The sequence below is a fragment of the Salsuginibacillus kocurii DSM 18087 genome (assembly GCF_000377705.1).
GTDB lineage: Bacteria > Bacillota > Bacilli > Bacillales > Marinococcaceae > Salsuginibacillus > Salsuginibacillus kocurii.
Map to the genome: position 1 here is coordinate 65,178 of NZ_KB898627.1, position 20,906 is coordinate 86,083.

The window sequence follows — 20,906 nt, forward strand, 5'->3', positions numbered from 1 at the left end:
TACTATACCCTTATGAAAAGTTGTAAAACATCAGTTAATGGAAAAAGAGAGTGGCTCATTCAATCTGTACACTTATTCTTCAAATAAGTGTTTATACTCCTCATATCCCTTTTCTTTTAGTTCCGCTTTTGAAATAAATGATAAGGCGGCAGAATTGATGCAATACCTGAGTCCTGTCGGAGGCGGTCCGTCTGGAAAGACATGGCCCAAATGGGAATCCGCTTCTTTACTGCGGACTTCTGTTCTTCTCATTCCAAATGAGGTATCAAAATGTTCGGTTATATTTTCTTCATGCACGGGCTTTGTGAAACTTGGCCAGCCACAATTTGATTCAAATTTATCCTTTGAACTGAACAACACTTCCCCCGAAACGATATCAACATAAAGACCTTCGTCAAAGAAATCATAAAATTCGTTATCAAATGGCCGCTCAGTAGCATCTTCCTGTGTGACTTTATATTGAATAGGGTTTAACACTTTTTTGAGGTCTGCTTTTTGTTTCATGGAGATTTTTCCTCCCAATACAGTTTTATAAAAGGTTCCCGTCCTGAACCTTTTTTATATAAATTATAGTGTGACGGATTTTTCTTGTGATAATCTTGGTGATATTCTTCCGCCTTGTAAAACGTCTTAGCAGGCAGCACGGGTGTTACAATTGAAGATTCAAACGGTCCCTCTTCTTCTAATAATGCTTTGGAGCGCTTAGCCTCTTCTAACTGTTCGTTATCATGATAAAAAATGGCGGTTTGATACGATTCACCCCGATCATTAAATTGACCTCCTTTATCAGTGGGGTCAATCTGCTTCCAAAACGTGTCGAGCAGGGCCTCATAAGATATTTCACCAGGATCATAGACGACTTGCACAGCTTCTACATGGCCGGTAGTATTCGTACACACTTCTTCATAAGTCGGGTTCTCCGAATGCCCGCCAGTATATCCTGCAATTACGGAAGAAACCCCTTTTAGCTCTTGAAATGGACCAATCATGCACCAAAAACAACCGCCAGCAAATGTGGCGAATTTCTTTTCGTCTGTCATCTAACTCCTCCTTCCCTCTGCCTTTGCTGCTAGTATAGCACGCAGACTGATTTAAAATCTTCTCCCACGATTTGTATCCATTAAGTATGAGTAAATCTGCTTGAAGAGCTGATGATTCAATAAAAAGCTCAGCCGGCAAATCAAGTTGCGGCTGAGCTTTTCTTCATACTTATTGTAACTGTTTTAAGGATTCACGGTTAAAGGCTGGCAAGTCATCGGGAGTACGGCTGGTCACCAAATTGTGGCAGACGACAACTTCTTCGTCTTTAACATCGGCTTTTGCATATTCCATATCCACTTGAATGGATATAAAACCGGTTGCTTTTCTTCCTTCTAATGCTTTGGCCGTAATTAAAAGCTGGGGACCGTGACAAATTGCAAAGACTGGTTTATCTTCATCGATGAAATGTTTAGAAAAAGAGACAAAGCGTTCATCTGCCCGCAGCATGTCCGGAGAAAAACCGCCTGGAATAAAGAGAGCGTCAAAATCAGCTGGGTCAACATCGTCAATGCTGGCGTCTGTCGTTACTGAAGTCTCTTTATTCTTGCCTTCCACCTGTTTTCCTTTTTCTTTTTCGATAACGGTTAATTCATGGCCTTCTTTTTTAAAAGCCTCGGCAGGATCTGTATATTCTGAGTCCTCAAACATATCAGTCATGACTACTGCAATCTTTTTACTCATTTTATCCATACCTCCTAAATTAAGATTACAGAGAAGAACATTCCCAACTCTTACCTCCTTTAAACTTTGGCTCTGTTCAAACAAGGTTTGTTACTGGCGAAGATACGAGCTACCTGCCAAAAAGTGAATAAGGGGAAGTCTACAGAAGCAGAACATCGAGGAGGCTCTTGAGGTAACGTGACAAATCCGCAGCTGATAATAAGGCATTACGTGCCCCTATCACTTACCACATCAACTTCAATCTAGATGTAACTTATAGTAAAGCACCGGCCAGCTCGCGACTCGCTATTATTTTTTCTTCAAAGGTGGAAGTGAGTGTAACAAACATCCACTCATCCACCTCCACTCCTTTATTCCAGCTCTCAAGCTCTTCTTTTATGCTTGCTCCTGTTCCCACTACCATACGAGAACGGTTATATTGAATCCGTTTCCTTTCATATTCTGTGTAAGTCTGTGCTGAGACGTCTTCATAGGTTGGCATATGCTCGAGTTGCTTGCCTTGTTCAATTGCTAAAAGGACCTCATCCGTTACCTTCACCATTTTCTCAGCTTTTGTAATGGTCTCTGCACAAACGGCAAACAACGTTAGCATCGCATATGGCTTTTTTAACATAGGCGATGGTTGAAAGGATTTTTGATACCTTTCTAACGCCCGCTTTCCATCTTCACCGTTAATAAATTGGGCGTAGCAAAAAGGGAGTCCATGCTGCGCCGCAATTTCTGCGCTGCCCTCACTCGAGCCAAGAATCCATACATCTGGACTATGATCTACTTGAGGAGTAGCTTTTAAACCGTAGTAAGGGTGATTAACATCTAAGGAATCATTCAAGTAAGACAACAAATCTTCAACTTGTTCTGGATATTTGTGGACTTCTCTCTTTTTACCTTCATGTAAGGCCATGGTTGCCCGTGGCATGCCTCCGGGCGCACGGCCGACCCCTAAGTCAATGCGGGAAGGGGTGAGTGCTTCTATTACTTTAAATTGTTCAGCTACTTTATAGGCGCTGTAATGCGGTAACATGACTCCACCTGACCCAAGCCGAATTTGTTTGGTCGCCGCTGCCAGATACGGGAGTAATACTTCGGGACTAGAACCGGCTAGCGATCGTGTATCGTGATGTTCAGAAACCCAAAATCGTTTGTATCCTAATTCATCTGCCAGTTTGGCAAATTTAACCGTATCGTGGAGTGCTTCAGCACCTGTTTGTCCTTTAAGAACTGGAGACTGATCAAGAATACTTATCGAAGGCATTATAGCAACTCCTCTGCATGATCACTTTTCAACAAACTATGTAATATAAGATCTCGTGAGCCATCAGCTAATCGTTCAGCCTGGCGAAGTCTGCCTTCCTCTACAAAGTGACAACTCTTAGCTAAGTGTAAGCTTGCTTGATTATCTTCTGCACATTTTAATTCAATTCGTTCGATCCCATACTCAGCAAATAACACCTCAGTTAATCGGATAAGCGCCCTTTTCATTATACGTTGGCCTGTGTAACGCTCAGCCATCCAAAAACCAACTGAACACGTCCTCGTCCTTGCATTCACCTCTGCTACCCCAATTACACCTGTTATAAAGCCATCTTTTTGAATTCCCACTTGAAAGCCTGTACCGCGAAGCCATTCATACTGCCAAAATTCAAGCAGGTTGCGATAATCAGCCGGTGTTTCAATCTCGTCCACCCATGGCAGCCATTGACTCAGAAATGCTCGTGATTCATCAATCAGTAAGAAAAGCTCATGGACGTGGCGCTGGTCCAACAAACAAAGTTCTAATTCATCATCCACTTTTATCGTAAACATGAGCCCTCCTTATTTTTTCCGGCCATAATCAGCTTTAATTTCTCCCCAATTTTTAGTATCCCATTTTAATAGTGGATTTTCCCACCTATTCTTTTTCAACCAATTGATCGCCCAATCCACCAGTTCCCACATTTCTTGGGTCTCATTGTCTCTTGCCAGGGTGGTGTTTACTTTAATGTTCTTTACCCAAGAAATAGCAGTCTGGGAGTCCGTATAAATTGGTTTTTGGCTGTTTTCCTGTTTCAGTAGATCTAGAGCATGGACAATAGCTACAAATTCACCCATATTATTTGTTCCTTTTTTGATTCCAGCTCGTTCAAACAGAACGGCTCCTGTAGAGGTATCTACCCCTTTATAATCAATAATGCCTGGGTTCCCATGAGAACCTGCATCAACCGAAATACTGTCAGCGATATAAGTTTCTTTTGCTTGATTAGTTCCCTTTTCTTTATTATTACGTGGCTTAGAAGGGGAAGAAAACGCTGCTTCGGCTTCCTCTTTCGATGGAAACGATTTAAAAGAAGCGCCGGAATATCCTTTGACTTGCTCTTCACATTCTTTCCATGTTGAATAAATACCGGGTTGTCTGCCTTTCCAAACGACATAATATTTTTTCTTAGCCATATTCGTCTCCTTCCTCTTTCCAGTTATTTCACTTTATTGTAGCACTCCATTCATAAAGGTGTAACATGAACTCGCTAGTTGCTAGCATAAACTTAAAAACGCCCCCTTGTCTTTAAAGGAGGCCTAGGTCATTAACTTGGCAAAGTATCCATAGGTTTTGAGGTCATTATACAGTCTATTGGCCATTGAATTTGCTCTAGGCGGCCGATTTCACTACAAACAAAGGCAACAGCGGCTTCATCTTCACGACATTCGTTGTCGTCGTGTCTTCTTTACCGCGGACGGTCATAGGCTTTACGAGGAGGCTGAAGTACTGCTGCTGAACTTAGTTTTCTTTTTCCTGTTTTTGAATGCGCCGATACGTCCTTGGCTTTAAATAAACAACGTTACTATTCTGTTCCTCAACATATGGTCTCATCAGCTCTCGAAAGGTAGGAAACACCCGAAGATATAAGATTAGCAAGAAAGGAGCCGGAAAGACATATGCCTGGATAAGCATACGAGTCCAACCAATTTCTGCAACATTTCCAAGCATTACTCCATACACAGACATCATGGTAGAACCAAAAAATGTGAGTGAGAGTAAAAATCCACAAATCGTAAACGGAAAAAATTCTTGTTTTCCGTTTAAATCTTTCTCTATATAATAATGCACCACAAGTACAACAAAAAAACCAAGAACTGTTACGAGACAGGCTAAAAAGAAGACAAGCAGCCAACTTACATTCAACCCATCACCCCCGAAAGCTTATTCGGATACTTTTATTTTTCGATTCCCCTCTTTAATGACCTTCAATCATGTATTTTCACATTTCCCCCTATCAAGAAGCTCAAGAAAAAGCACCCGGGTCTCCCCGGGTGCTTTTGGTTTAATGTTTATAGGTCGTCATCGTCATCATCATCGTCGTCATCCATTAAATCGTCATCGTCGTCGTCATCATCGTCGTCATCCATTAAATCGTCATCATCGTCGTCATCATCATCATCTAATCCATCTTCATCGTCATCGTCGTCTAGTCCATCATCTACATCGTCTTCTTCTGCTGGATCCTCGTCCATGCCGTTGCCATCATCTAGATCGTCATCCATATCGTCTCCGCAAGCTCCAAGTACTCCAAGTGCTAAAATCCCACTAAGTCCAGAATACAATAATTTCTTATTCATTAAATAGTCACTCCTTAAATAATTTTATCGATGTTAATTACATAAGTGGTTATTCCACGTATGAGCTAAGTTAAACGAATCAGGGAACTTTTACACATTTTCTCATCAACTTGTGTTATTCTCTCAAAATTATGAAGTTCGTCACGATTCTCACTTCTAGTATGTGTAAGCTTATCGATTCTTATCCTCCTTTAGGCTGAAATTGTTGAAAAATGGTCCCCTGTTCAATCGGATAAACCTCTCTACCAGCTATCTCATTAATAATCGTTTGGTTTCTAAAAACGGAAAGACCAAGATTAGTGGAAGCAGTGCCATGAGCATGATCAATTCCTGTCAGCATAAAAATAGAATGCTTTCGCCCATCGGTAAAGGAAAGTTTAAAATGATCATCTATTAAATAACGTTCCCCTGAAGCTTCTTTTTCAATGACATGCTCAAAATGATGAAACCACTCTGGGATGTCGGGTTTATAACCCGTCGCTAAAATAACTTTATCACTTTCCCAGGTGAACTCTTCATTTTTTTGCCATTGGCTGGCTTTTAACTTCACTCTTCCATCTGAGCTATAACTTACATCCGTCACTTCAGTCAAAGCTTGCAAGGTCACAAAAGGATCCTCACGCTCAATGGAGCGATGATACAATAAATCATAAATTTCCATTAACGTTTGCGGTTCTATCCCTTTACGGGCTTGGTCCAATGCCGGCAAGGCTTGTACCCGTTCCTCTTCTGGCAAGGTGCGAAAATAAGAGACATAGTCGGGGGAAAAGACTTCCCGTGCCAATTTAGCGGATTCAGCTTGAAAAAATTGAGTAGATCGAGTAAACCAGGATAGTTTATAGTGATAATATTTTTGGTCTTTTAGTAAGTCATAAAAGATTTCGGCCGCACTTTGCCCGGACCCTACAACTGTCACTTCTTCCCCATGTTTCAACCGAGCGGAAACACGCCGATATGAACTGCTGTGAAAAATGTCCTCGCCAATATAAGGTTTTAGTTTCTCTGGGATCAAAGGCTTTGAGCCAGTCCCTACCACAATGTGTTTAGCCCTCATCTGTTCTTCTCTTCCTGTAGCTGCATCTGCAACCGTTACAAGGTATCCGTCTCTTTCTTTTCGTTCTTGAACGTCTGTAACTAGCTTCCCAAAACGACAGGAGGATAATTGATCTGCAACCCATTGCCCATAGGCTTCGTATTCTCTTCGTGGCATATTCATTTTCTTGTTAAAGAAGAATTGGTACAAGCGGTTCTTTTTATGTAAGTAATTTAAAAATGTATAAGGACTTGTCGGGTCAGCAAAGGTCACTAAATCAGCTATAAAATTTGAATTCAACACCGTTCCTTCTAAAAGCATTCCTGGATGCCAAACAAAAGAAGTATCACGTTCAAGAAAAAGCGCATGAATATCATCTACTTTATCTAAAAGGGCTGCTAAACCCAAGTTGAATGGCCCTATTCCAATTCCAATCACATCATACTCTAAAAGCGATTGATCCTTATCGTTCATTCGTCTCATCCCTCCACGCACATCTTCCAACTTCAATGTTCCCATTTCCTTATAAATGAATTCTCCCCGGGCTCCCAAGTTGAAAAATAGATTATCTCAACAAATTCGATTAGGACATGTATACAAATAAGCAATTCGCATATAATCCAGCAAAAAAGCAACGAGGCTGCAAAAAGGCAAATCACCGATAATTACATTTATCATTATCCACTAGAACTTATAGTGAGAAGTAGTTGATGAGACTGGAGCAAGTGTGACGACTGAGGAAAAACATTTCAGATCAAGACCCTGCAGAGCGGATTCCCGAGGAGACTAAAGAGTTGCCCGCCCGCGCCAAAAAAGGCACGGCAACATCAAACGTAGTGAAGAAGAAGCCGTAGTCACACTTGTGCCTGTGGTGAATACGAGTATGTGCCAGTTGCATTTTCCGAGACTGGACTTATGGGGCATCCTCGTTGAAGAACCGTCTGTAGAAACAGACGGTTGAACTGTTAAATCCGGTCGTCGCGGTCTACAGATTTACTCTTTACATCATCAAAAGGATTAAGTTCTCCTTCTTCAAGATAAGCTTCATCGTCATACAATCCTTTAACCTGTCCTTCAGAGAGTTCTTGCTCTCCAGTTTTACGTATCTCCTGAATATATTCATATACCGATTCCACTTGTTCTTCTGATAAATGGTCAATCAGTCCACGAACTTCTTCTTTTGTAACTGCCATTTGATCTCCCGCCTTTCTTTAGTAGAATCATCTCCTCTTGTACTCTCCATTCCCTGAATAAAACTTTTCTATGCCACATTTGTCAGCTGAATTTGCGACTTTCACCAATTCGGCTGCTAGACTCAAGAGCCTCTTGATTATTGCTTAATTGTCGGAAAATCCAAATGCCAAGTAAGAGATAAATGAAACTCCATATTGAAAAAACATATCCTGCCGGTGTTAACAAAACTTGAAGACGATTTGAAACCTCACCAGCTGTTTGACCATTAATTGGTAATGTATTTGATAACACATTTATTACTACGACTATCACTAAGGAAGCGGCATTTAACCATGTTAATAATCGATTGATTTCATGTTATCCCCTTCCTCCTTTCAACAGCACGATAGGCTATACCCATTTAGCAACTTACACACACATGAAGGAATATAATGATTCATTTCTTTATTTAAAAAAACCGCGCAACCTGAAAATTCTCAGTTCACACGGTTTTTAGTAGCTACAGTACATCTGCTAACATTTTGCTTACAAATCTATAGACTCAATTCTTTCTTTTTCTCTTCGTTGTATATAAAATAAGCGAAAATACAGAAATAGAGCCATGGTAGCAAGCGCCGAAATTAACCCAACCCAATACCCAAATGGTCCAAGAAAAGTAACATTAGCCAGAAGAAAACCAGCCGGCAGACCTATGATCCAAAAAGATATAAATGCAATAATAAACGGTACATTTACATCTTTATAACCACGCAGCACCCCTTGGATCGGACTCGCAATAGCATCAGATAACTGAAAGAAAATAGAATATATTAAAAAGTGCTGGATTAACACGGCCACTTCATCTTCAGTCGTATACCAGTACGACGCTGGCTCTCTCATCAGATAAATAACTATACAGGCAAAGAGACCAAGCCCTAGAGCGACCCATAAGCCAAATCGCGTATATTGTTTCGCATCATTCAATCGCTTCGCCCCCACCTCGAAACCGACAGCGATCGTTAAAGCCATAGCTATACTAAGGGGGAGCATATATAATATAGATGCAAAATTTAAAGCTGCTTGATGAGCAGCAATAACCTCGGTGCTAAACTCACTCATTAATAAAGTAACCGCAGCAAAAATACTCGTTTCAAAAAATATGGTAAACCCAATTGGGAGGCCGATAAAGAGAATTTCTTTTACTTTTCTAAATGAAGGTACAAACCATGTTCTAAATATAGGAAAAGCTGCTAACCGATTCATCTTAGTCGTGAAAATGATAGAAATCAAAAAAATAAAACCATAGGTAATAGCTGAAGCATAGCCCGCTCCAACACCACCAAGCTCTGGGAAACCAAACCTCCCAAAGATTAATACGTAATTAAAAAAAACGTTAATCGGCAAGGCGGAAAGAATAATCATCATGGTGACTCTTGTCTCTCCAAGTGCATCCACAAAACTTCGCAACACAAGTGAAGCAAATAAAAAGAAAACGCCAAATCCCAAACCGATTAAATAATGTCTTGCCGTCGCTTCAACAGGAAGATCTAAAGCCATTAGCCCTAAGACTGGATCTAATAACATGAAGCCAAGCAAAAGGATAAGAACACTAGCAGCAACCGACAAATACAGCCCTTGTGTAACATCATAAGCAACCTCTTCCTTACGCCCTGCTCCAATATGTTGGGCTACAATCGGTGTGAGGGCCATCATGACCCCGGTAACCCCAGTCATGACGGGGAGCCAAATACTTGAACCTATGGCCACGCCCGCCAGGTCCTCAGCCCCTGCTCGCCCACTCATGAGTGTATCTACAAAATTCATAGAGAAAAGCCCAATTTGCGTGACTAAAATAGGCATTAAAACCGCCATAAATAAGGAAATCTTTTCTTTCAGTGTTTGAGTTGGATACATTGCCATCGCCTTACTTTTTCGCCCTGCTTTAAAACTCGCTAATACGGTCGCAAAATAATATAAAATAAATAGAGGACTGAAGGGGGTCACCTTCATTCCCTCTAGACATAAGCACCCGTATCTAAGCAATTACAAAGCTGACTTAATATAATTGATCTGATTGGCCCGGCTAGACTATAAAATCCAAATCCGCCAATATAGAAATGTTCACATAGCCCCTACAAGGTCTGTCACCAGATCTTCCAAAGACACCGTTGCTATCGTCCGCTTTGGCACGTCATTAGCTAGCAGTACCACACCACTCTGTCGTTCCGGAATAAATCCAATCACATTTAATCTTTTATGATGTTTATTAACATAAAAGAAAAAGTCCTGGGGCTTTGAATCTTGAAGAGCTGATGGCACCGACCGATGCTGCCATCCATGAGCTACTCCCCCGTTCATCGTTCTGTGCCGAATAAGTTGTGTTTCTTTTACATGAGCAAGACTCGGAACTTGCCCCAACTGCGAGCGTAAAAATTCCAGCCAGTTTGCAGTACTTACCCACATACCCCCTGCCCCATGAAAAGAACGCCAATAATCCACTTCTTTTTTCCTCCCTTTGGATGGTTCTGGGGGTGCTAGATCTTCTTCATAGTAACGCTCTGGAGAATATGTGGCTTCCGTTATTCCTAAGGGTTTTAACAACCGATCGTAAAGTACTTGTTCAAAAGGGCGCTCCCAAACCCTTTCTAGGAAACGGCCTAATATTGCGTAGCCTGTTATAGAAGGATGATAGGTTGCTTCCATTCGTTTATCAAAGCGCGTTTTTCGTAAATATTGAATCCAATCCTCATCACGGTAGGCTTTTGCCTGGATCGAAAAACGTGTCAACGACGGTGATTTTCGATTGGCAGGCCATGTTGGCAACCCTGCTGTATGAGAAGTTAAGGAAGCAAGCGTTATATGTGACGGCAAACGAACAAATTCATATCCATAAGTTGCAACGGGCTCGTCCCAGCTCGCTTTCCCTTGGTGAACGATATCCGCAATGAGAGCCGCTGTAAATAATTGCGAAGCCTCACCAGCGGCATACATCGTATAACGTGTAGGCAAAGTGGGGGCATCGGTACTGCACTGGCCCCATGCATGATACGAATGTTTCCCCTGTCTCGTGCAGCCGACAGAAACACTTTGCGCATGATCAATAAGTAAGGCTAATCTTTCTTCTAACCAACTTTTCATCAGCCTTCTTCCTTTCGTGAAAAGTAAGTTCCATTACATCGCCCACCGTATGTAAAAACTTCTTTAGGAGTTTTTAGTAGTGGTTGTTATTCGCTTGAACCAAATTTGCACGATTAAGAACACATGGTAATAAATCAAAGCTGCTACTGCTCCGAATACTCCATAAAGGATAAAATCGACACCCCGCTGCAAAGGATCTCCTTGAACAAAAATCGATAAGACTCCAATTATGAAAAAACCAGCAACGGAGTACAGAGAAGTGCTTAACCCATAAACAAATAAAGGGTCCTGACTCCCGATCCACCTTTTAAACGTTTCAATTAGCCAAAATAAGAGTATACCTGGAAACACATATAACGTCCCGGCATACATTAATAGTCGAATAAATAATTCATGAAATGTCATGATCAATTGCGCACCCAGGAAGGTATAACCTATAACAGCTACACCCACTGAAAACACTAGCGTACTTAGAAGTGCTGCAAACAGATAATGCAAGTCAACCGGTCCTTTCTTTTCCTCCTTTTTCTTCATCTCTCAAATGGTTTAACAACCAAAAAAATCTGACCTTCTATACCGCTCCTCACTCAAGAGGCCGGAGAAGCATCAGATCGTGAGTCCTATTTGCTATTCATTTCTAAATAAACGAAACAACATAATATAGATAAAAAACATAACGAGAGAAGAAGCAAGAAAACCCATATAAAAGGTAATAAATTCATCGTTAGATACATGTAGTAGCGTAGTCGTATACCAACCAAAACCACACGCAATTAAAATAAGAATAAGAGAAGTTACAGTAGCCACCTTATCTTCTAAGCCTTTTGCCAGCCATTCTCTTAAAGTCATGTGGAGACCTCCCTTCAAAAATCAGGTACGGTAATTAGTTCATATTATAGCACAGAAAAAAACCGATCCTCCAGGAAAGATCGGAAAGGCCAGCAGATGCTTTTTGCATGCCATTTCTTCTTTAAAGGTATAGTTGAAAAGCCTTCGCCCCACTCAGCTGAACTTCATCCCCTTCTGCAGCTGATTGGACTGAATTTCTCCTCGTTACTTTACTGGTTTCGTGAAGGATAATTCTGATTATCACAGAATTTAGCCTACACTTAATTGAATGATAAATCCAATAAAAATAGAGAACGGGATCAGCAATAAACGTTTCAATACAACGACCATCCTTCTTGTTAAACGGCTTGTTTACTTAATATTATACGTTTAGTTGTCCCTATCCCCAAGCTGCCTGAGGACGTTTCATATCTGTTGCAAGAGCTTGAGAAGCCTTCTAAAAACTTGAAATCGGTATGAAGTTTTCTTTTACAGAAGATTGCCGCTTTTGCTAGTTCTTATAAATATAATGAAAAGGGAATAACACTTATAGCGTTGCAAATGTATCTACAAGTAGAAGTTCTGGGGACCATCTGCTCTTGGTTTTGGTAGTTTAGCGGCTTCGTCCCCTCCCTTTCCATGGACGAACACCTAGCCTTCGAGACTGAAAAACTGAAACCCTCATATTAAATGTTTACTTACTGCTCGAAGCCTGTTGGCAATTTTAACGCTAGTGAATAACACTTCTATAAAGAAAACTTGGCAAAGCCAAGCCTACGGCGTAGGCTGAGCCTTGGTTGCACGTATACTGTTCCCTTCAACTTTTTATACATTCTTACGGGGTAAATAAAAGCTGCCTTTGCTCAGACTAGGTCCAAACAAAGGCAGACTTTCAAGGCTCTCCTATAAGTCAGTCAGTGGCAACAGCACTGGATATGCGCTCATTTTAACCACTGGTACAAGTACGATTGTGCATCTCCTTATGAGCAAAACCTCTCGTCCCGAGACCTCCGCCTTGCCGGCTGGCCGGCAGAAGTATCGCGTACTCCGGACCCTGGATCACCTACATACCTTAAACGAACCTTTTAGGCCATCCTATTTCTTTCATTCCCAGCGGTTTTACCACTATAGGAGCGAATACTATTTTTCTTTATGAGTAATCCCTTGTTCTCTAGCCATAATGCCTGCTACTCGGGGGGCAAGCCAAATACTAGGAATAAGAAGTATTGACACAGGAACTGCTGTAACCACAATAAATGATTGCAACGCATCAATTCCACTGTCTCCATCACCGATAAAGAGCAAGATGGCAGCAATTGCACCCATTAACGCTGCCCAAAAAACTCGTAAACCTTTGGGTGGAGTACTTTCCCCAGTAACCCCCATTGAAATTGTGTAAGACATGGAGTCCCCGGTTGTGACTACAAACAAAATTGTTAGTAGCAAGAAAAGCGGTGATATGATAAAGGCTAATGGCAGCTGTTCTGTGATCGCAATCATAGCAGCTGGCATCCCAGCTTCCAGCAACGCCCCAGAAACGGAACCTGGGTTTTGCAGTTCGTAAAAGATCCCAGAGCCACCAACGATCGTAAACCAAAAGGTAGTTACTACTGGAGCGATAACTCCTACTGCAAGTACAATTTGACGAATCGTTCTTCCACGAGAAATCCGCGTAATTAGCATTGCCATCATCGGTCCATAACCTATGAACCAGCCCCAGAAGAAGATGGTCCACATCCCGAGCCATTCGTTATCACCACGGTAGGTTCCCATAGCAAAGAAATCATTGATATACGTGCCAAATGACAATATATAAGCATCAATAATAAACGCTCCCGGCCCTACTAACAATACTAGAGCCATCAAGCCCATTGTAAGCCATACATTGAATCGGCTTAACCATTGAATTCCACGGTGAAGACCTGTAACTGCGGAAATCGTAATAACTACAACCAAGCCAATAATGATCCATAATTGAGTAGCAAAGGTATCAGGCACTCCAAACAAAGCGTTCATTCCGTAACTTGCCTGTAGTCCCAAAAAGCCGATCGGGCCAATGGTCCCAGCAGCTACAGCAATAATAGAAAAAGCATCTGCCAACGTGCCGATAACACTTGTTTTTATCTTCTCTCCAAAGATAGGATATAATAAAGAACGAGGTTTCATTGGCATGCCACGGTGATATACAGCATACATCATGACTACAGCACTTACCGTTCCAAGTATAGCCCAAGCGAGAAATCCCCAATGCATAAAGCTTTGGGCCAAGGCCGGCGCCACCGCTTCCTGTGTATTTGGATCAATTCCTGGATGAAGGGGTGGTACCTCAATAAAATGAAACATTGGTTCTGCAGCTGCCCAAAACACCCCGCCGCCAGCAAGAAGGGTGGCCATAATAATGGAAATCCACTTAAACGTGCCAAGCTCCGTTTCTTTAACAGCACCTAAGCGTACATTTCCGTATTTTGAAATCGCAATAAAAAGTCCTACAAAGAATGTAGCAAGCATTAACACTTGCCAAAAAGCGCCAAAAGATGAAGCAGTAAAGCCAAATGTTACATTAACAAATTCGGCCACTCCCTCAATGTTTATCAGGGAGGCAATTACAAAGGCTAATAGCAAGCCAGCACTAATGATAAATACTGGCCAATCAAGCCCTTTTGTTACTTGTCGCAATAAATTCATAAATAAAAACGAACTCCTTATCTAATTAGGTAATTTGTGTTGTAAGGATTATCTCTACCTGTATTTTCATTTCTCCCGCTTCTTAAAAGCTTTCCTATGAACACATAAAGATTAAAGTAACATACACTTCAAACTACTGACAAACAAAAAAGATGAAATAGACATTATTGATAAAAGAAGAGGGATTCAGATGGGAACATTATACATACTACCTTGTGGAAAAAAGAAAATCTGGGATATCAATCCTGCCTGTCAGACTGTACAAGCCAAACATGCTTACGTTGGGACCTTTCATCAGGCAGCAAAAGCTTATGCCACTACTTTTGCTGGTCAGTGGTGTATCCTTTCAGCTAAACATGGTTTCTTGCTTCCTGAAGATACCATCGCTGAAAATTATGATCTAGGTTTTCATCATACAAGCGCCCAGATCATCTCCCAAGAAACGTTGAAGCAGCAGTGGCATAACGTGAACACCGAACCTTTTCACCATGTTGTTTTTTTGACTGGAAAAAAACATATACATGTAGTTCAGCAGCTGATTCATGAAAGTTCCCCCTCTATTACCTTTCATTATCCATTGCATGGTGCTTCAGGTATTGGGGAAATGATTCAGCGGTTGCAGCAAGCTGTTCATTCAAACAATCCTTTATGAGAATTTCATTTCCTTCATATATTTCTCATAAAGCCAAAAAGTATTCTTTTATATGACAGAGACATTCAGATCACATCAATCAGGAATACGAACAGTCAGCAAATTTTTTATAGAGATGTTTCATTTCTATTCTTCCCCCTAGTGCTTAGCAAAGTATAAAAAAAGGATTGGGCGGGTAAGGTATCGAAACAAGATTTATATACATGTATTTTGCCACTCAAGACAGAAAGGCGGGCGGACCATGACTCAAAAACAAGGCTGGATGATAGTTAGAACTCTTATTGTGACAATTAGTACCATTGGTGCCCTCTGGCTTCTTATGTGGCTATTCTCCCTTACATACCCATTTATCATTGGAGCTATACTCGCCTGGATGTTAAAGCCGCTCTCCAAATGGTTGAAAGAACGCCTCCGCTTCCCTTCACCGTTAGCCGCCTTAGTAACCTTACTTACAGGTGTTGGGGGCTTGGCCGGAGTATTAACGGGGGTAACCTTTCTTTCAATCTATGGATTTCAGCAATTCTCAGAACGAGTCCCTGAATGGGTTGAACAGTCTGCTAAAAATATCCAATCCTTTTTTAACGAAACCATTTGGCCATTTTGGCAGGATGTGATTGGCTTACTCGATGCTTTAACGCCAGAACAACAAGCAACATTACAAGAAGGTATCATTCAGCTGGGAACTCAATTAGGTTCGGTCTTGGCCCAGATAGGTCAAGGAATTGCAGATGGTCTTACTCAAGTGGCTCTCGCCTTTCCTTCCTTTCTTATTGGCTTTTTATTTACCTTACTGGGAATGTATTTCATTAGTAAAGACTGGGATACATTAGCGGAGGGAATGACCCGGAAGCTCCCACCTGCTCTAATTGAAAGAATGGAAGCTTTTATTTTGGCTTTACGAGTGCGGGTCCTTGGTTTTTTACGAGCACAAATTATTTTAATGTCTATTACAACCATCATTGTATTTATAGGGTTCTTGTTGCTCCGTGTCGAGTACCCATTTATTTTAGCTATCATTGTAGGAATTGCAGAAATCCTTCCTTATCTTGGTACCGGAACAATTTTAATTCCTTGGTTTATTTATTTGTTTATTACAGGCGAGATTACATTCGGTTTAGCGATTGCCATTCTCTATTTGGTGGCAGTCGTCGTACGTCAATCCATCGAACCGAAAGTATTGTCATTTAGCATGAATCTTAATGCGCTAGCTGTTTTAATATCACTGTTTGCCGGACTACAGATTTTTGGATTTGTCGGCTTATTTATCGGCCCCGGCCTTCTCGTCGTCCTCGTTATCTTGCGCGATATAGGAGTAGCAGAAGATATGAAATCAATTATTCGCGATGGGCTAAGAAAAGAAGAGAAATGAGATAGAGGAGATATAAGTATGCATAATATTGAACGATTCTAAGTTTCTATGAATTGTTTGTTATTTTCACATCTTTTCGTCGGGAAGTTTACAAGTAAGACTCTCTTTTTATGAACATATTTCACTAGTAACAATAACATTTCAATTCGATTAAGAAGGTCGTATTTCTATTGTCGCACTTGCCTCCCCTTGATATGATTAGTCTCGCAGTCGAACGGGACCACCCGCACAGACTAAACTAATAATTTGGAGGGGTAGCGCAATGAGATTCTCGCAGCCCATGAGACAAGTAAAGGCATTAGGGCTTCCGCTGTTAGCAGCAGGCTTTGTGTTTGCAGCAGCACCAAATGTCTCTGAAGCAAGTGAACTTGGAGACAACTTACTTAACGAAGGTGCTGACAATGCAGAAGTAAAAGAACTTCAAAACGTGCTAGCTGATAAATCTCTAATTGAACAAGAGAACATCACTGGCGTATATGATGACCATACAGTAGATGCAGTCGCGTTTTTCCAAATGGAGAATGAGTTACTCGTTGATGGGATCGCAGGCGACCAGACAATTGGTGCTTTAACCGGAGTAGAATTAGATGACGAAGGCAACCTTGTTGAATATTTACAAGAGGAATTAGATGAAGTAGGTTATCTAGAAGGTAGCAGCATTGACGGTTATTTCGGAGAAAATACAAAAAGCTCTGTGAAGTCTTTCCAAGCAGACCATGAATTAAATGTAGATGGAATTGCTGGTGTTAATACGTTCTCTGCCCTTCATAACGCTGAAGCTGCGGTAGAAGAGGAAAATACTGCTGAAGTAGAAGCTGAAACAGGTACAGCTGAAGAAGCTCAGACACAAGAAACGCAATCACAAGAAGCAGAAGCTCAAGCTGAAGAACAACAAGCCGAACAGCAGCAACCACAAACTGAACAACAGCAAACTTCTGAACCATCAAACCAAGGTGGTCAAGAAGCTAACGGGCAAACCATGCAAATGGAAGCTACCGCTTATACAGCTAACTGTACTGGCTGCACTGGAATTACAGCTACTGGCCAGGACCTTAATGCTAACCCTAACAAAGCAGTAGTAGCTGTTGACCCTAATGTTATTCCACTCGGTTCCCGTGTTCACGTTGAAGGTTACGGCGAAGCTATTGCAGGAGACACTGGCGGTGCTATTCAAGGAAACCGTATCGACCTTCATGTACCAACAAAAGATGAAGCTTATAGCTTTGGCCGTCAAAACGTAACAGTAACAGTACTCGATTAATCATCAAGAAGCAGGCGCACTTCAAACATTTGAAGTGCGCCTGCTTTATAATATGTTTATTCAAAAGCGAGAAACTGAGATTCATACCACTTAGCTGCTGCTTGAACTTCTCGTTCCGTAAGTTGATGCCCCTGATTTTCCCAAAAAAGTTCGACTTCTGCTTCCGCCTTTTCCAAGATGGCTTTTAACTCTTTCGTTTCTTCCGGTTCACAAATAGGGTCATTTTCACCTGCTCCAATAAATACAGGCAAACCTTTAATTTTTGGTAAGGTAGAATCCTTCACCGGCACCATTGGATGATGAAGAATAGCTCCTTTAAGACTGTTTTCATAATGAAAGATCAAGGACCCAGCGATATTAGCTCCATTTGAATAACCAACTGCAATTACATTATCACGCTCAAATTGATAATAATCAGCTGCTTCATCTAAGAACGTGTGCAACTCCTCTGTTCGTTTCACTAAATCTTCATGATCAAATACCCCTTCTTCCAAACGACGGAAAAATCGTGGCATGCCATTTTCTAACACATTCCCACGTACGCTTAAAACGGAAGCTTCTTTATCAATTAAGCCAGCAAGTGGCAAGAGGTCTTGTTCTGTCCCCCCAGTCCCGTGCAACAACAAGAGCACCGGACGATCTTTCCTTCCTTCACGAAAAATATGTTTCATTTCCATGGCAACGACCTCCTTTTGGTAATCAACAAATCATACATATATAAAGAGAACTGACATACTTTTCTACATGAGTTCCTCTTCTTCCTTTTCATTATAATTCCCTGATAAGTATTGTACAAAACTCTTGCCCAGCATCCCTCCTTCCATCATACGACTATAATTCTATCTGGTTCTACTCTTAAAAGGCAGATTTGCACAGACCCTTCGAAAGTTTAAATTTTTTGCAGATGCAAATTGGGGTTAAAGGCATTCTTCGGCACAATAACGGGTAAAGTTAGAAGGATAGTGTTTCCTAAAGGAGGATTAAAAGTGACAGAGTATGTATATGGCAACACTCCCTGCTTTTTAAACGGCAGCAAACTAAACAAAGCTGAAGATGCGAAGGGGGTACAAGCCGCGGTATATGGAGTGCCCTGGGAGGGAGGCGTGACCTGGGGGGATTATACGGGTTGTGAATTAGCACCAAAAGCAATGCGCATCGCCTCTGGCAGGTATTCAGGCTATTTGCCTGAGATTGACCACTTGGATGTCTTTGAGCATCTCAACATTGGTGACTTTGGAGATGTAGATATCAATCCAAATGACTCTGAGGATACGATGAATCGTATTATTTCATTTACGAAAGATAAGCTCTGGTCCCAGTCTGTTTTTCCAATTGCTCTCGGGGGCGACCATTCCATTACTTATCCAATTGTAAAAGCGTTGTCTGAAACAAGAGATCAAACGATAGGTCTTATTCATTTGGACGCTCATTATGATAATATGCCAGAGCATGAAGAAGATAAATATGCCCGCAATACCCCATTTGCCCGTCTTTACGAATTTGAAGGCGTGCGCAATGAAAGTCTTATTCATGCGGGCATACGAGGCCCTCGCAATAAACCAGAGAGTGGACGTTATGCACGGGATGCAGGCGCTGTCACCATCACGTTAAAGGAGATGCGCGAGACAAGGGACCTTTATAAAATGGCGGCTGACATCTACGAAAAAGCGAGTGACGGTGTAGACGCCGTTTATTTATCCATTTGTAGCGATGTGCTGGACTACGCTTTCAATCCGGGTGGCCCACCGGATGCCAATGGTTTAACGTCTTTCGAGTTACTAACGCTTATTCATGAATTTGGCAAAAGAGGACTCGCTGGGATGGATTTTGTAGAAGTCTACCCAAACCAAGAAAACCAACTGTTTTCAGCCCATTTAGCTTCAAATATCGTGTTATATACATTAGCCGGCCATGTGCTTGGCGCCCATTAAAAAAGAATGGCCAGGGATTGTCCCCTGCCATTCTTTTTGTTTGCGCATTTTATAAATTATTGACGGACAACGTTAGCAGCCTGTGGGCCACGGTCGCCTTCAACGATTTCGAATTCTACAGTTTCGCCATCTTCAAGCGTTTTGAAACCTTCAGCTTGAATTGCGGAAAAGTGTACAAATACATCGTCACCATCTTCGCGCTCGATAAAACCAAAACCTTTTTCTGCGTTAAACCATTTTACTGTGCCGGTCATGTAAACGGCCTCCTTCAACCTATTGCGTAATATACAGATAACATGACAACTCGGAAAACAATCCACGTTCATCACTTATCTAAACCAATATTGCCACATCTCAGCGGATAAATCAACCTCTTTTTTTCACAAAAAGGTTTTGCAATCCCTTATTGGTCTATTTTCAGTTTAACTCATGAGTTTTATTTTTAAACCTCTTTTTTTCAGGCGAACAGTCAGTCATTTACTAGCTATTCCAACGCTCATGGCTTTAAGCTTATTAACAATCCACCAACCTAAACCTAAGCCTCCAATGGCTCCTAGCCAATATATTATTAGTACGGTCATGCCACTTTCATTCAACGTCGAAGCTCCTTCAAACAGCCAGCCTCCAAACATCGCAAAGCAAAGGATGATACTGATAGAGAATAAAGGCCAGAGCCTTTTTATCGCTAAAAATTCGCCATTTAATTCGATTGGATTATGCTTAAACAGCCAGCTGCCGACAACAGCTGTTACAATAATAAAACTGAATGCCGTCCAAAAAATCCCGGCAGACGATGCTGGAGGGCTAATGAGAGACATCCATTGAAACCATTGCAGAAATTGCGATGTAGCAACAGTTATCTGATAGCTCTGTACCCCCTCAACAACGGAGGTGTGCACAGCAAAAAATGTCCGCAATAAAACTTGCGCGCCTTCAGGAAGCCAAAAGAAAACGAAACATAGAACGGCCTGTGTAACGGCTTCTCCTGTAATGACACCTATAAAAAAACTAAGCGCGAAAAGTGACACTAATCCCGTTACCGGCCATACTAGCGTTTCAATAAGATGAAGGGATTCGAGAACCCAGGCATACTCAGACGTAAGCACAAGAACGTACGAAAATCCATAAAAAACACTATAGCCAAGGCCAATAACAAGAACTCCAATTAAATATTTGGACCAATAATGCTGGCTTCGTGTATAAGGCCAGGCTAATTGACAGCTCATGCGGCCGGAGTTGCGCTCAGCTCCAGTAAACGCAATCCCAAGTGAAATGACGAGTACAACAAGCAGGAGGGTCGTCAAAATATTACTGCCGCTTCCTCCTGCCAATACTTCATTGACGTTATGCGATGCAACGTGAAAATCCACCCCTGATTCCTGCATATGATCCCAGCGAGAAAGTGTAAAAATTGTATTTACAGGCAGTATGAAAAAACATACGGTCAAATAGACGGCAATAATTGCCCGGCTTTGCTTTAAGTTCCTTAAAATCAAGGGTCTTGGTATCATTCCCATCTCTCC

General features: G+C 41.5%; 22 protein-coding genes. 4 read left to right on the plus strand and 18 right to left on the minus strand.

Annotation, left to right across the window (positions count from 1 at the left end; translation table 11 throughout):
• Positions 1–72 precede the first annotated feature (72 nt).
• The 15 genes from msrB to D469_RS20155 form a co-directional block, all read right to left on the minus strand.
• Positions 73–504, minus strand: coding sequence for a peptide-methionine (R)-S-oxide reductase MsrB (gene msrB / locus D469_RS0110755; RefSeq protein WP_018923399.1), 432 nt, complete (start codon positions 502–504; stop codon positions 73–75).
• Positions 501–1,040: a peptide-methionine (S)-S-oxide reductase MsrA gene (gene msrA / locus D469_RS0110760; RefSeq protein WP_018923400.1), complete on the minus strand. Its 540-nt coding sequence runs from the start codon at positions 1,038–1,040 to the stop codon at positions 501–503. Before msrA ends, msrB begins: the two co-directional genes overlap by 4 nt.
• A 169-nt stretch (positions 1,041–1,209) precedes the next feature.
• Positions 1,210–1,722 (minus strand): type 1 glutamine amidotransferase domain-containing protein, encoded by a 513-nt coding sequence (locus D469_RS0110765; protein ID WP_018923401.1) that lies wholly within the window; start codon positions 1,720–1,722, stop codon positions 1,210–1,212.
• A gap of 253 nt (positions 1,723–1,975) precedes the next feature.
• Positions 1,976–2,974, minus strand: a complete 999-nt coding sequence (locus tag D469_RS0110770) for an LLM class flavin-dependent oxidoreductase (protein WP_018923402.1) — start codon at positions 2,972–2,974, stop codon at positions 1,976–1,978.
• Positions 2,974–3,525 (minus strand): GNAT family N-acetyltransferase, encoded by a 552-nt coding sequence (locus tag D469_RS0110775; protein ID WP_018923403.1) that lies wholly within the window; start codon positions 3,523–3,525, stop codon positions 2,974–2,976. The genes D469_RS0110770 and D469_RS0110775 overlap by 1 nt, the downstream gene beginning before the upstream one ends.
• 9 nt (positions 3,526–3,534) lie before the next feature.
• Positions 3,535–4,149 carry a ribonuclease H gene (rnhA, locus tag D469_RS0110780; protein ID WP_018923404.1) on the minus strand — a complete coding sequence of 205 codons (615 nt, stop codon included), beginning with the start codon at positions 4,147–4,149 and terminating at the stop codon, positions 3,535–3,537.
• 325 nt (positions 4,150–4,474) lie between these two features.
• On the minus strand, positions 4,475–4,879 hold the full coding sequence (locus tag D469_RS0110785) for a hypothetical protein (protein ID WP_018923405.1): 405 nt from the start codon (positions 4,877–4,879) through the stop codon (positions 4,475–4,477).
• Between the two features lie 146 nt (positions 4,880–5,025).
• Complete coding sequence (locus D469_RS22455; protein ID WP_020610682.1) at positions 5,026–5,313, minus strand: hypothetical protein; 288 nt, start codon at positions 5,311–5,313, stop codon at positions 5,026–5,028.
• A 181-nt stretch (positions 5,314–5,494) separates the two neighbouring features.
• Positions 5,495–6,820, minus strand: a complete 1,326-nt coding sequence (locus D469_RS0110795) for a lysine N(6)-hydroxylase/L-ornithine N(5)-oxygenase family protein (RefSeq protein WP_018923406.1) — start codon at positions 6,818–6,820, stop codon at positions 5,495–5,497.
• Between the two features lie 491 nt (positions 6,821–7,311).
• Entirely contained in the window at positions 7,312–7,539 is a 228-nt protein-coding gene (locus D469_RS0110800) for a hypothetical protein (RefSeq protein ID WP_018923407.1), read from the minus strand.
• 526 nt (positions 7,540–8,065) lie between these two features.
• Positions 8,066–9,433, minus strand: coding sequence for an MATE family efflux transporter (locus tag D469_RS0110805; protein WP_026286203.1), 1,368 nt, complete (start codon positions 9,431–9,433; stop codon positions 8,066–8,068).
• A 207-nt stretch (positions 9,434–9,640) separates the two neighbouring features.
• A complete protein-coding gene (locus D469_RS0110810) occupies positions 9,641–10,657 on the minus strand; it encodes a serine hydrolase domain-containing protein (protein WP_018923409.1) in 1,017 nt (338 codons plus the stop codon).
• 63 nt (positions 10,658–10,720) lie between these two features.
• Positions 10,721–11,191, minus strand: coding sequence for a hypothetical protein (locus D469_RS0110815; RefSeq protein WP_018923410.1), 471 nt, complete (start codon positions 11,189–11,191; stop codon positions 10,721–10,723).
• A gap of 93 nt (positions 11,192–11,284) precedes the next feature.
• Positions 11,285–11,506, minus strand: coding sequence for a hypothetical protein (locus tag D469_RS0110820; RefSeq protein WP_018923411.1), 222 nt, complete (start codon positions 11,504–11,506; stop codon positions 11,285–11,287).
• 1,119 nt (positions 11,507–12,625) lie between these two features.
• A complete protein-coding gene (locus D469_RS20155) occupies positions 12,626–14,161 on the minus strand; it encodes a BCCT family transporter (RefSeq protein WP_051081193.1) in 1,536 nt (511 codons plus the stop codon).
• A 199-nt stretch (positions 14,162–14,360) separates the two neighbouring features.
• Here D469_RS20155 and D469_RS0110830 point away from each other — a divergent pair, with 199 nt between their 5' ends.
• The 3 genes from D469_RS0110830 to D469_RS21650 all read left to right on the plus strand — a co-directional run bounded on the left by D469_RS0110830 (position 14,361) and on the right by D469_RS21650 (position 17,452).
• Positions 14,361–14,822, plus strand: coding sequence for a DUF6884 domain-containing protein (locus tag D469_RS0110830; RefSeq protein ID WP_018923413.1), 462 nt, complete (start codon positions 14,361–14,363; stop codon positions 14,820–14,822).
• Between the two features lie 241 nt (positions 14,823–15,063).
• Positions 15,064–16,191, plus strand: a complete 1,128-nt coding sequence (ytvI, locus tag D469_RS0110835) for a sporulation integral membrane protein YtvI (RefSeq protein WP_018923414.1) — start codon at positions 15,064–15,066, stop codon at positions 16,189–16,191.
• Between the two features lie 262 nt (positions 16,192–16,453).
• A complete protein-coding gene (locus tag D469_RS21650; protein WP_018923415.1) occupies positions 16,454–17,452 on the plus strand; it encodes a peptidoglycan-binding domain-containing protein in 999 nt (332 codons plus the stop codon).
• 56 nt (positions 17,453–17,508) lie between these two features.
• On the opposite strand, the gene D469_RS0110845 is transcribed toward D469_RS21650, so the two are convergent.
• Positions 17,509–18,123 carry an alpha/beta hydrolase gene (locus tag D469_RS0110845; RefSeq protein ID WP_026286204.1) on the minus strand — a complete coding sequence of 205 codons (615 nt, stop codon included), beginning with the start codon at positions 18,121–18,123 and terminating at the stop codon, positions 17,509–17,511.
• A 315-nt stretch (positions 18,124–18,438) separates the two neighbouring features.
• On the opposite strand from D469_RS0110845, the gene D469_RS0110850 reads away from it, so the two are divergent.
• Positions 18,439–19,383, plus strand: coding sequence for an agmatinase family protein (locus tag D469_RS0110850; protein ID WP_018923417.1), 945 nt, complete (start codon positions 18,439–18,441; stop codon positions 19,381–19,383).
• 56 nt (positions 19,384–19,439) lie between these two features.
• Here D469_RS0110850 and D469_RS0110855 read toward each other — a convergent pair whose 3' ends face one another.
• Both D469_RS0110855 and D469_RS0110860 read right to left on the minus strand, forming a co-directional pair.
• Positions 19,440–19,637: a cold shock domain-containing protein gene (locus tag D469_RS0110855; protein WP_018923418.1), complete on the minus strand. Its 198-nt coding sequence runs from the start codon at positions 19,635–19,637 to the stop codon at positions 19,440–19,442.
• Positions 19,638–19,856: 219 nt separating this feature from the next.
• A complete protein-coding gene (locus D469_RS0110860) occupies positions 19,857–20,894 on the minus strand; it encodes an ABC transporter permease subunit (protein ID WP_018923419.1) in 1,038 nt (345 codons plus the stop codon).
• Positions 20,895–20,906: the final 12 nt, after the last annotated feature.

Coding starts and splice junctions, on each gene's coding strand:
- msrB (WP_018923399.1), bottom strand. CDS start 504: ATGAAACAAAAAGCAGACCTCAAAAAAGTGTTAAACCCTATTCAATAT.
- msrA (WP_018923400.1), bottom strand. CDS start 1,040: ATGACAGACGAAAAGAAATTCGCCACATTTGCTGGCGGTTGTTTTTGG.
- D469_RS0110765 (WP_018923401.1), bottom strand. CDS start 1,722: ATGAGTAAAAAGATTGCAGTAGTCATGACTGATATGTTTGAGGACTCA.
- D469_RS0110770 (WP_018923402.1), bottom strand. CDS start 2,974: ATGCCTTCGATAAGTATTCTTGATCAGTCTCCAGTTCTTAAAGGACAA.
- D469_RS0110775 (WP_018923403.1), bottom strand. CDS start 3,525: ATGTTTACGATAAAAGTGGATGATGAATTAGAACTTTGTTTGTTGGAC.
- rnhA (WP_018923404.1), bottom strand. CDS start 4,149: ATGGCTAAGAAAAAATATTATGTCGTTTGGAAAGGCAGACAACCCGGT.
- D469_RS22455 (WP_020610682.1), bottom strand. CDS start 5,313: ATGAATAAGAAATTATTGTATTCTGGACTTAGTGGGATTTTAGCACTT.
- D469_RS0110795 (WP_018923406.1), bottom strand. CDS start 6,820: ATGAACGATAAGGATCAATCGCTTTTAGAGTATGATGTGATTGGAATT.
- D469_RS0110800 (WP_018923407.1), bottom strand. CDS start 7,539: ATGGCAGTTACAAAAGAAGAAGTTCGTGGACTGATTGACCATTTATCA.
- D469_RS0110805 (WP_026286203.1), bottom strand. CDS start 9,433: ATGTATCCAACTCAAACACTGAAAGAAAAGATTTCCTTATTTATGGCG.
- D469_RS0110810 (WP_018923409.1), bottom strand. CDS start 10,657: ATGAAAAGTTGGTTAGAAGAAAGATTAGCCTTACTTATTGATCATGCG.
- D469_RS0110815 (WP_018923410.1), bottom strand. CDS start 11,191: ATGAAGAAAAAGGAGGAAAAGAAAGGACCGGTTGACTTGCATTATCTG.
- D469_RS0110820 (WP_018923411.1), bottom strand. CDS start 11,506: ATGACTTTAAGAGAATGGCTGGCAAAAGGCTTAGAAGATAAGGTGGCT.
- D469_RS0110830 (WP_018923413.1), top strand. CDS start 14,361: ATGGGAACATTATACATACTACCTTGTGGAAAAAAGAAAATCTGGGAT.
- ytvI (WP_018923414.1), top strand. CDS start 15,064: ATGACTCAAAAACAAGGCTGGATGATAGTTAGAACTCTTATTGTGACA.
- D469_RS21650 (WP_018923415.1), top strand. CDS start 16,454: ATGAGATTCTCGCAGCCCATGAGACAAGTAAAGGCATTAGGGCTTCCG.
- D469_RS0110845 (WP_026286204.1), bottom strand. CDS start 18,123: ATGAAACATATTTTTCGTGAAGGAAGGAAAGATCGTCCGGTGCTCTTG.
- D469_RS0110855 (WP_018923418.1), bottom strand. CDS start 19,637: ATGACCGGCACAGTAAAATGGTTTAACGCAGAAAAAGGTTTTGGTTTT.
- D469_RS0110860 (WP_018923419.1), bottom strand. CDS start 20,894: ATGATACCAAGACCCTTGATTTTAAGGAACTTAAAGCAAAGCCGGGCA.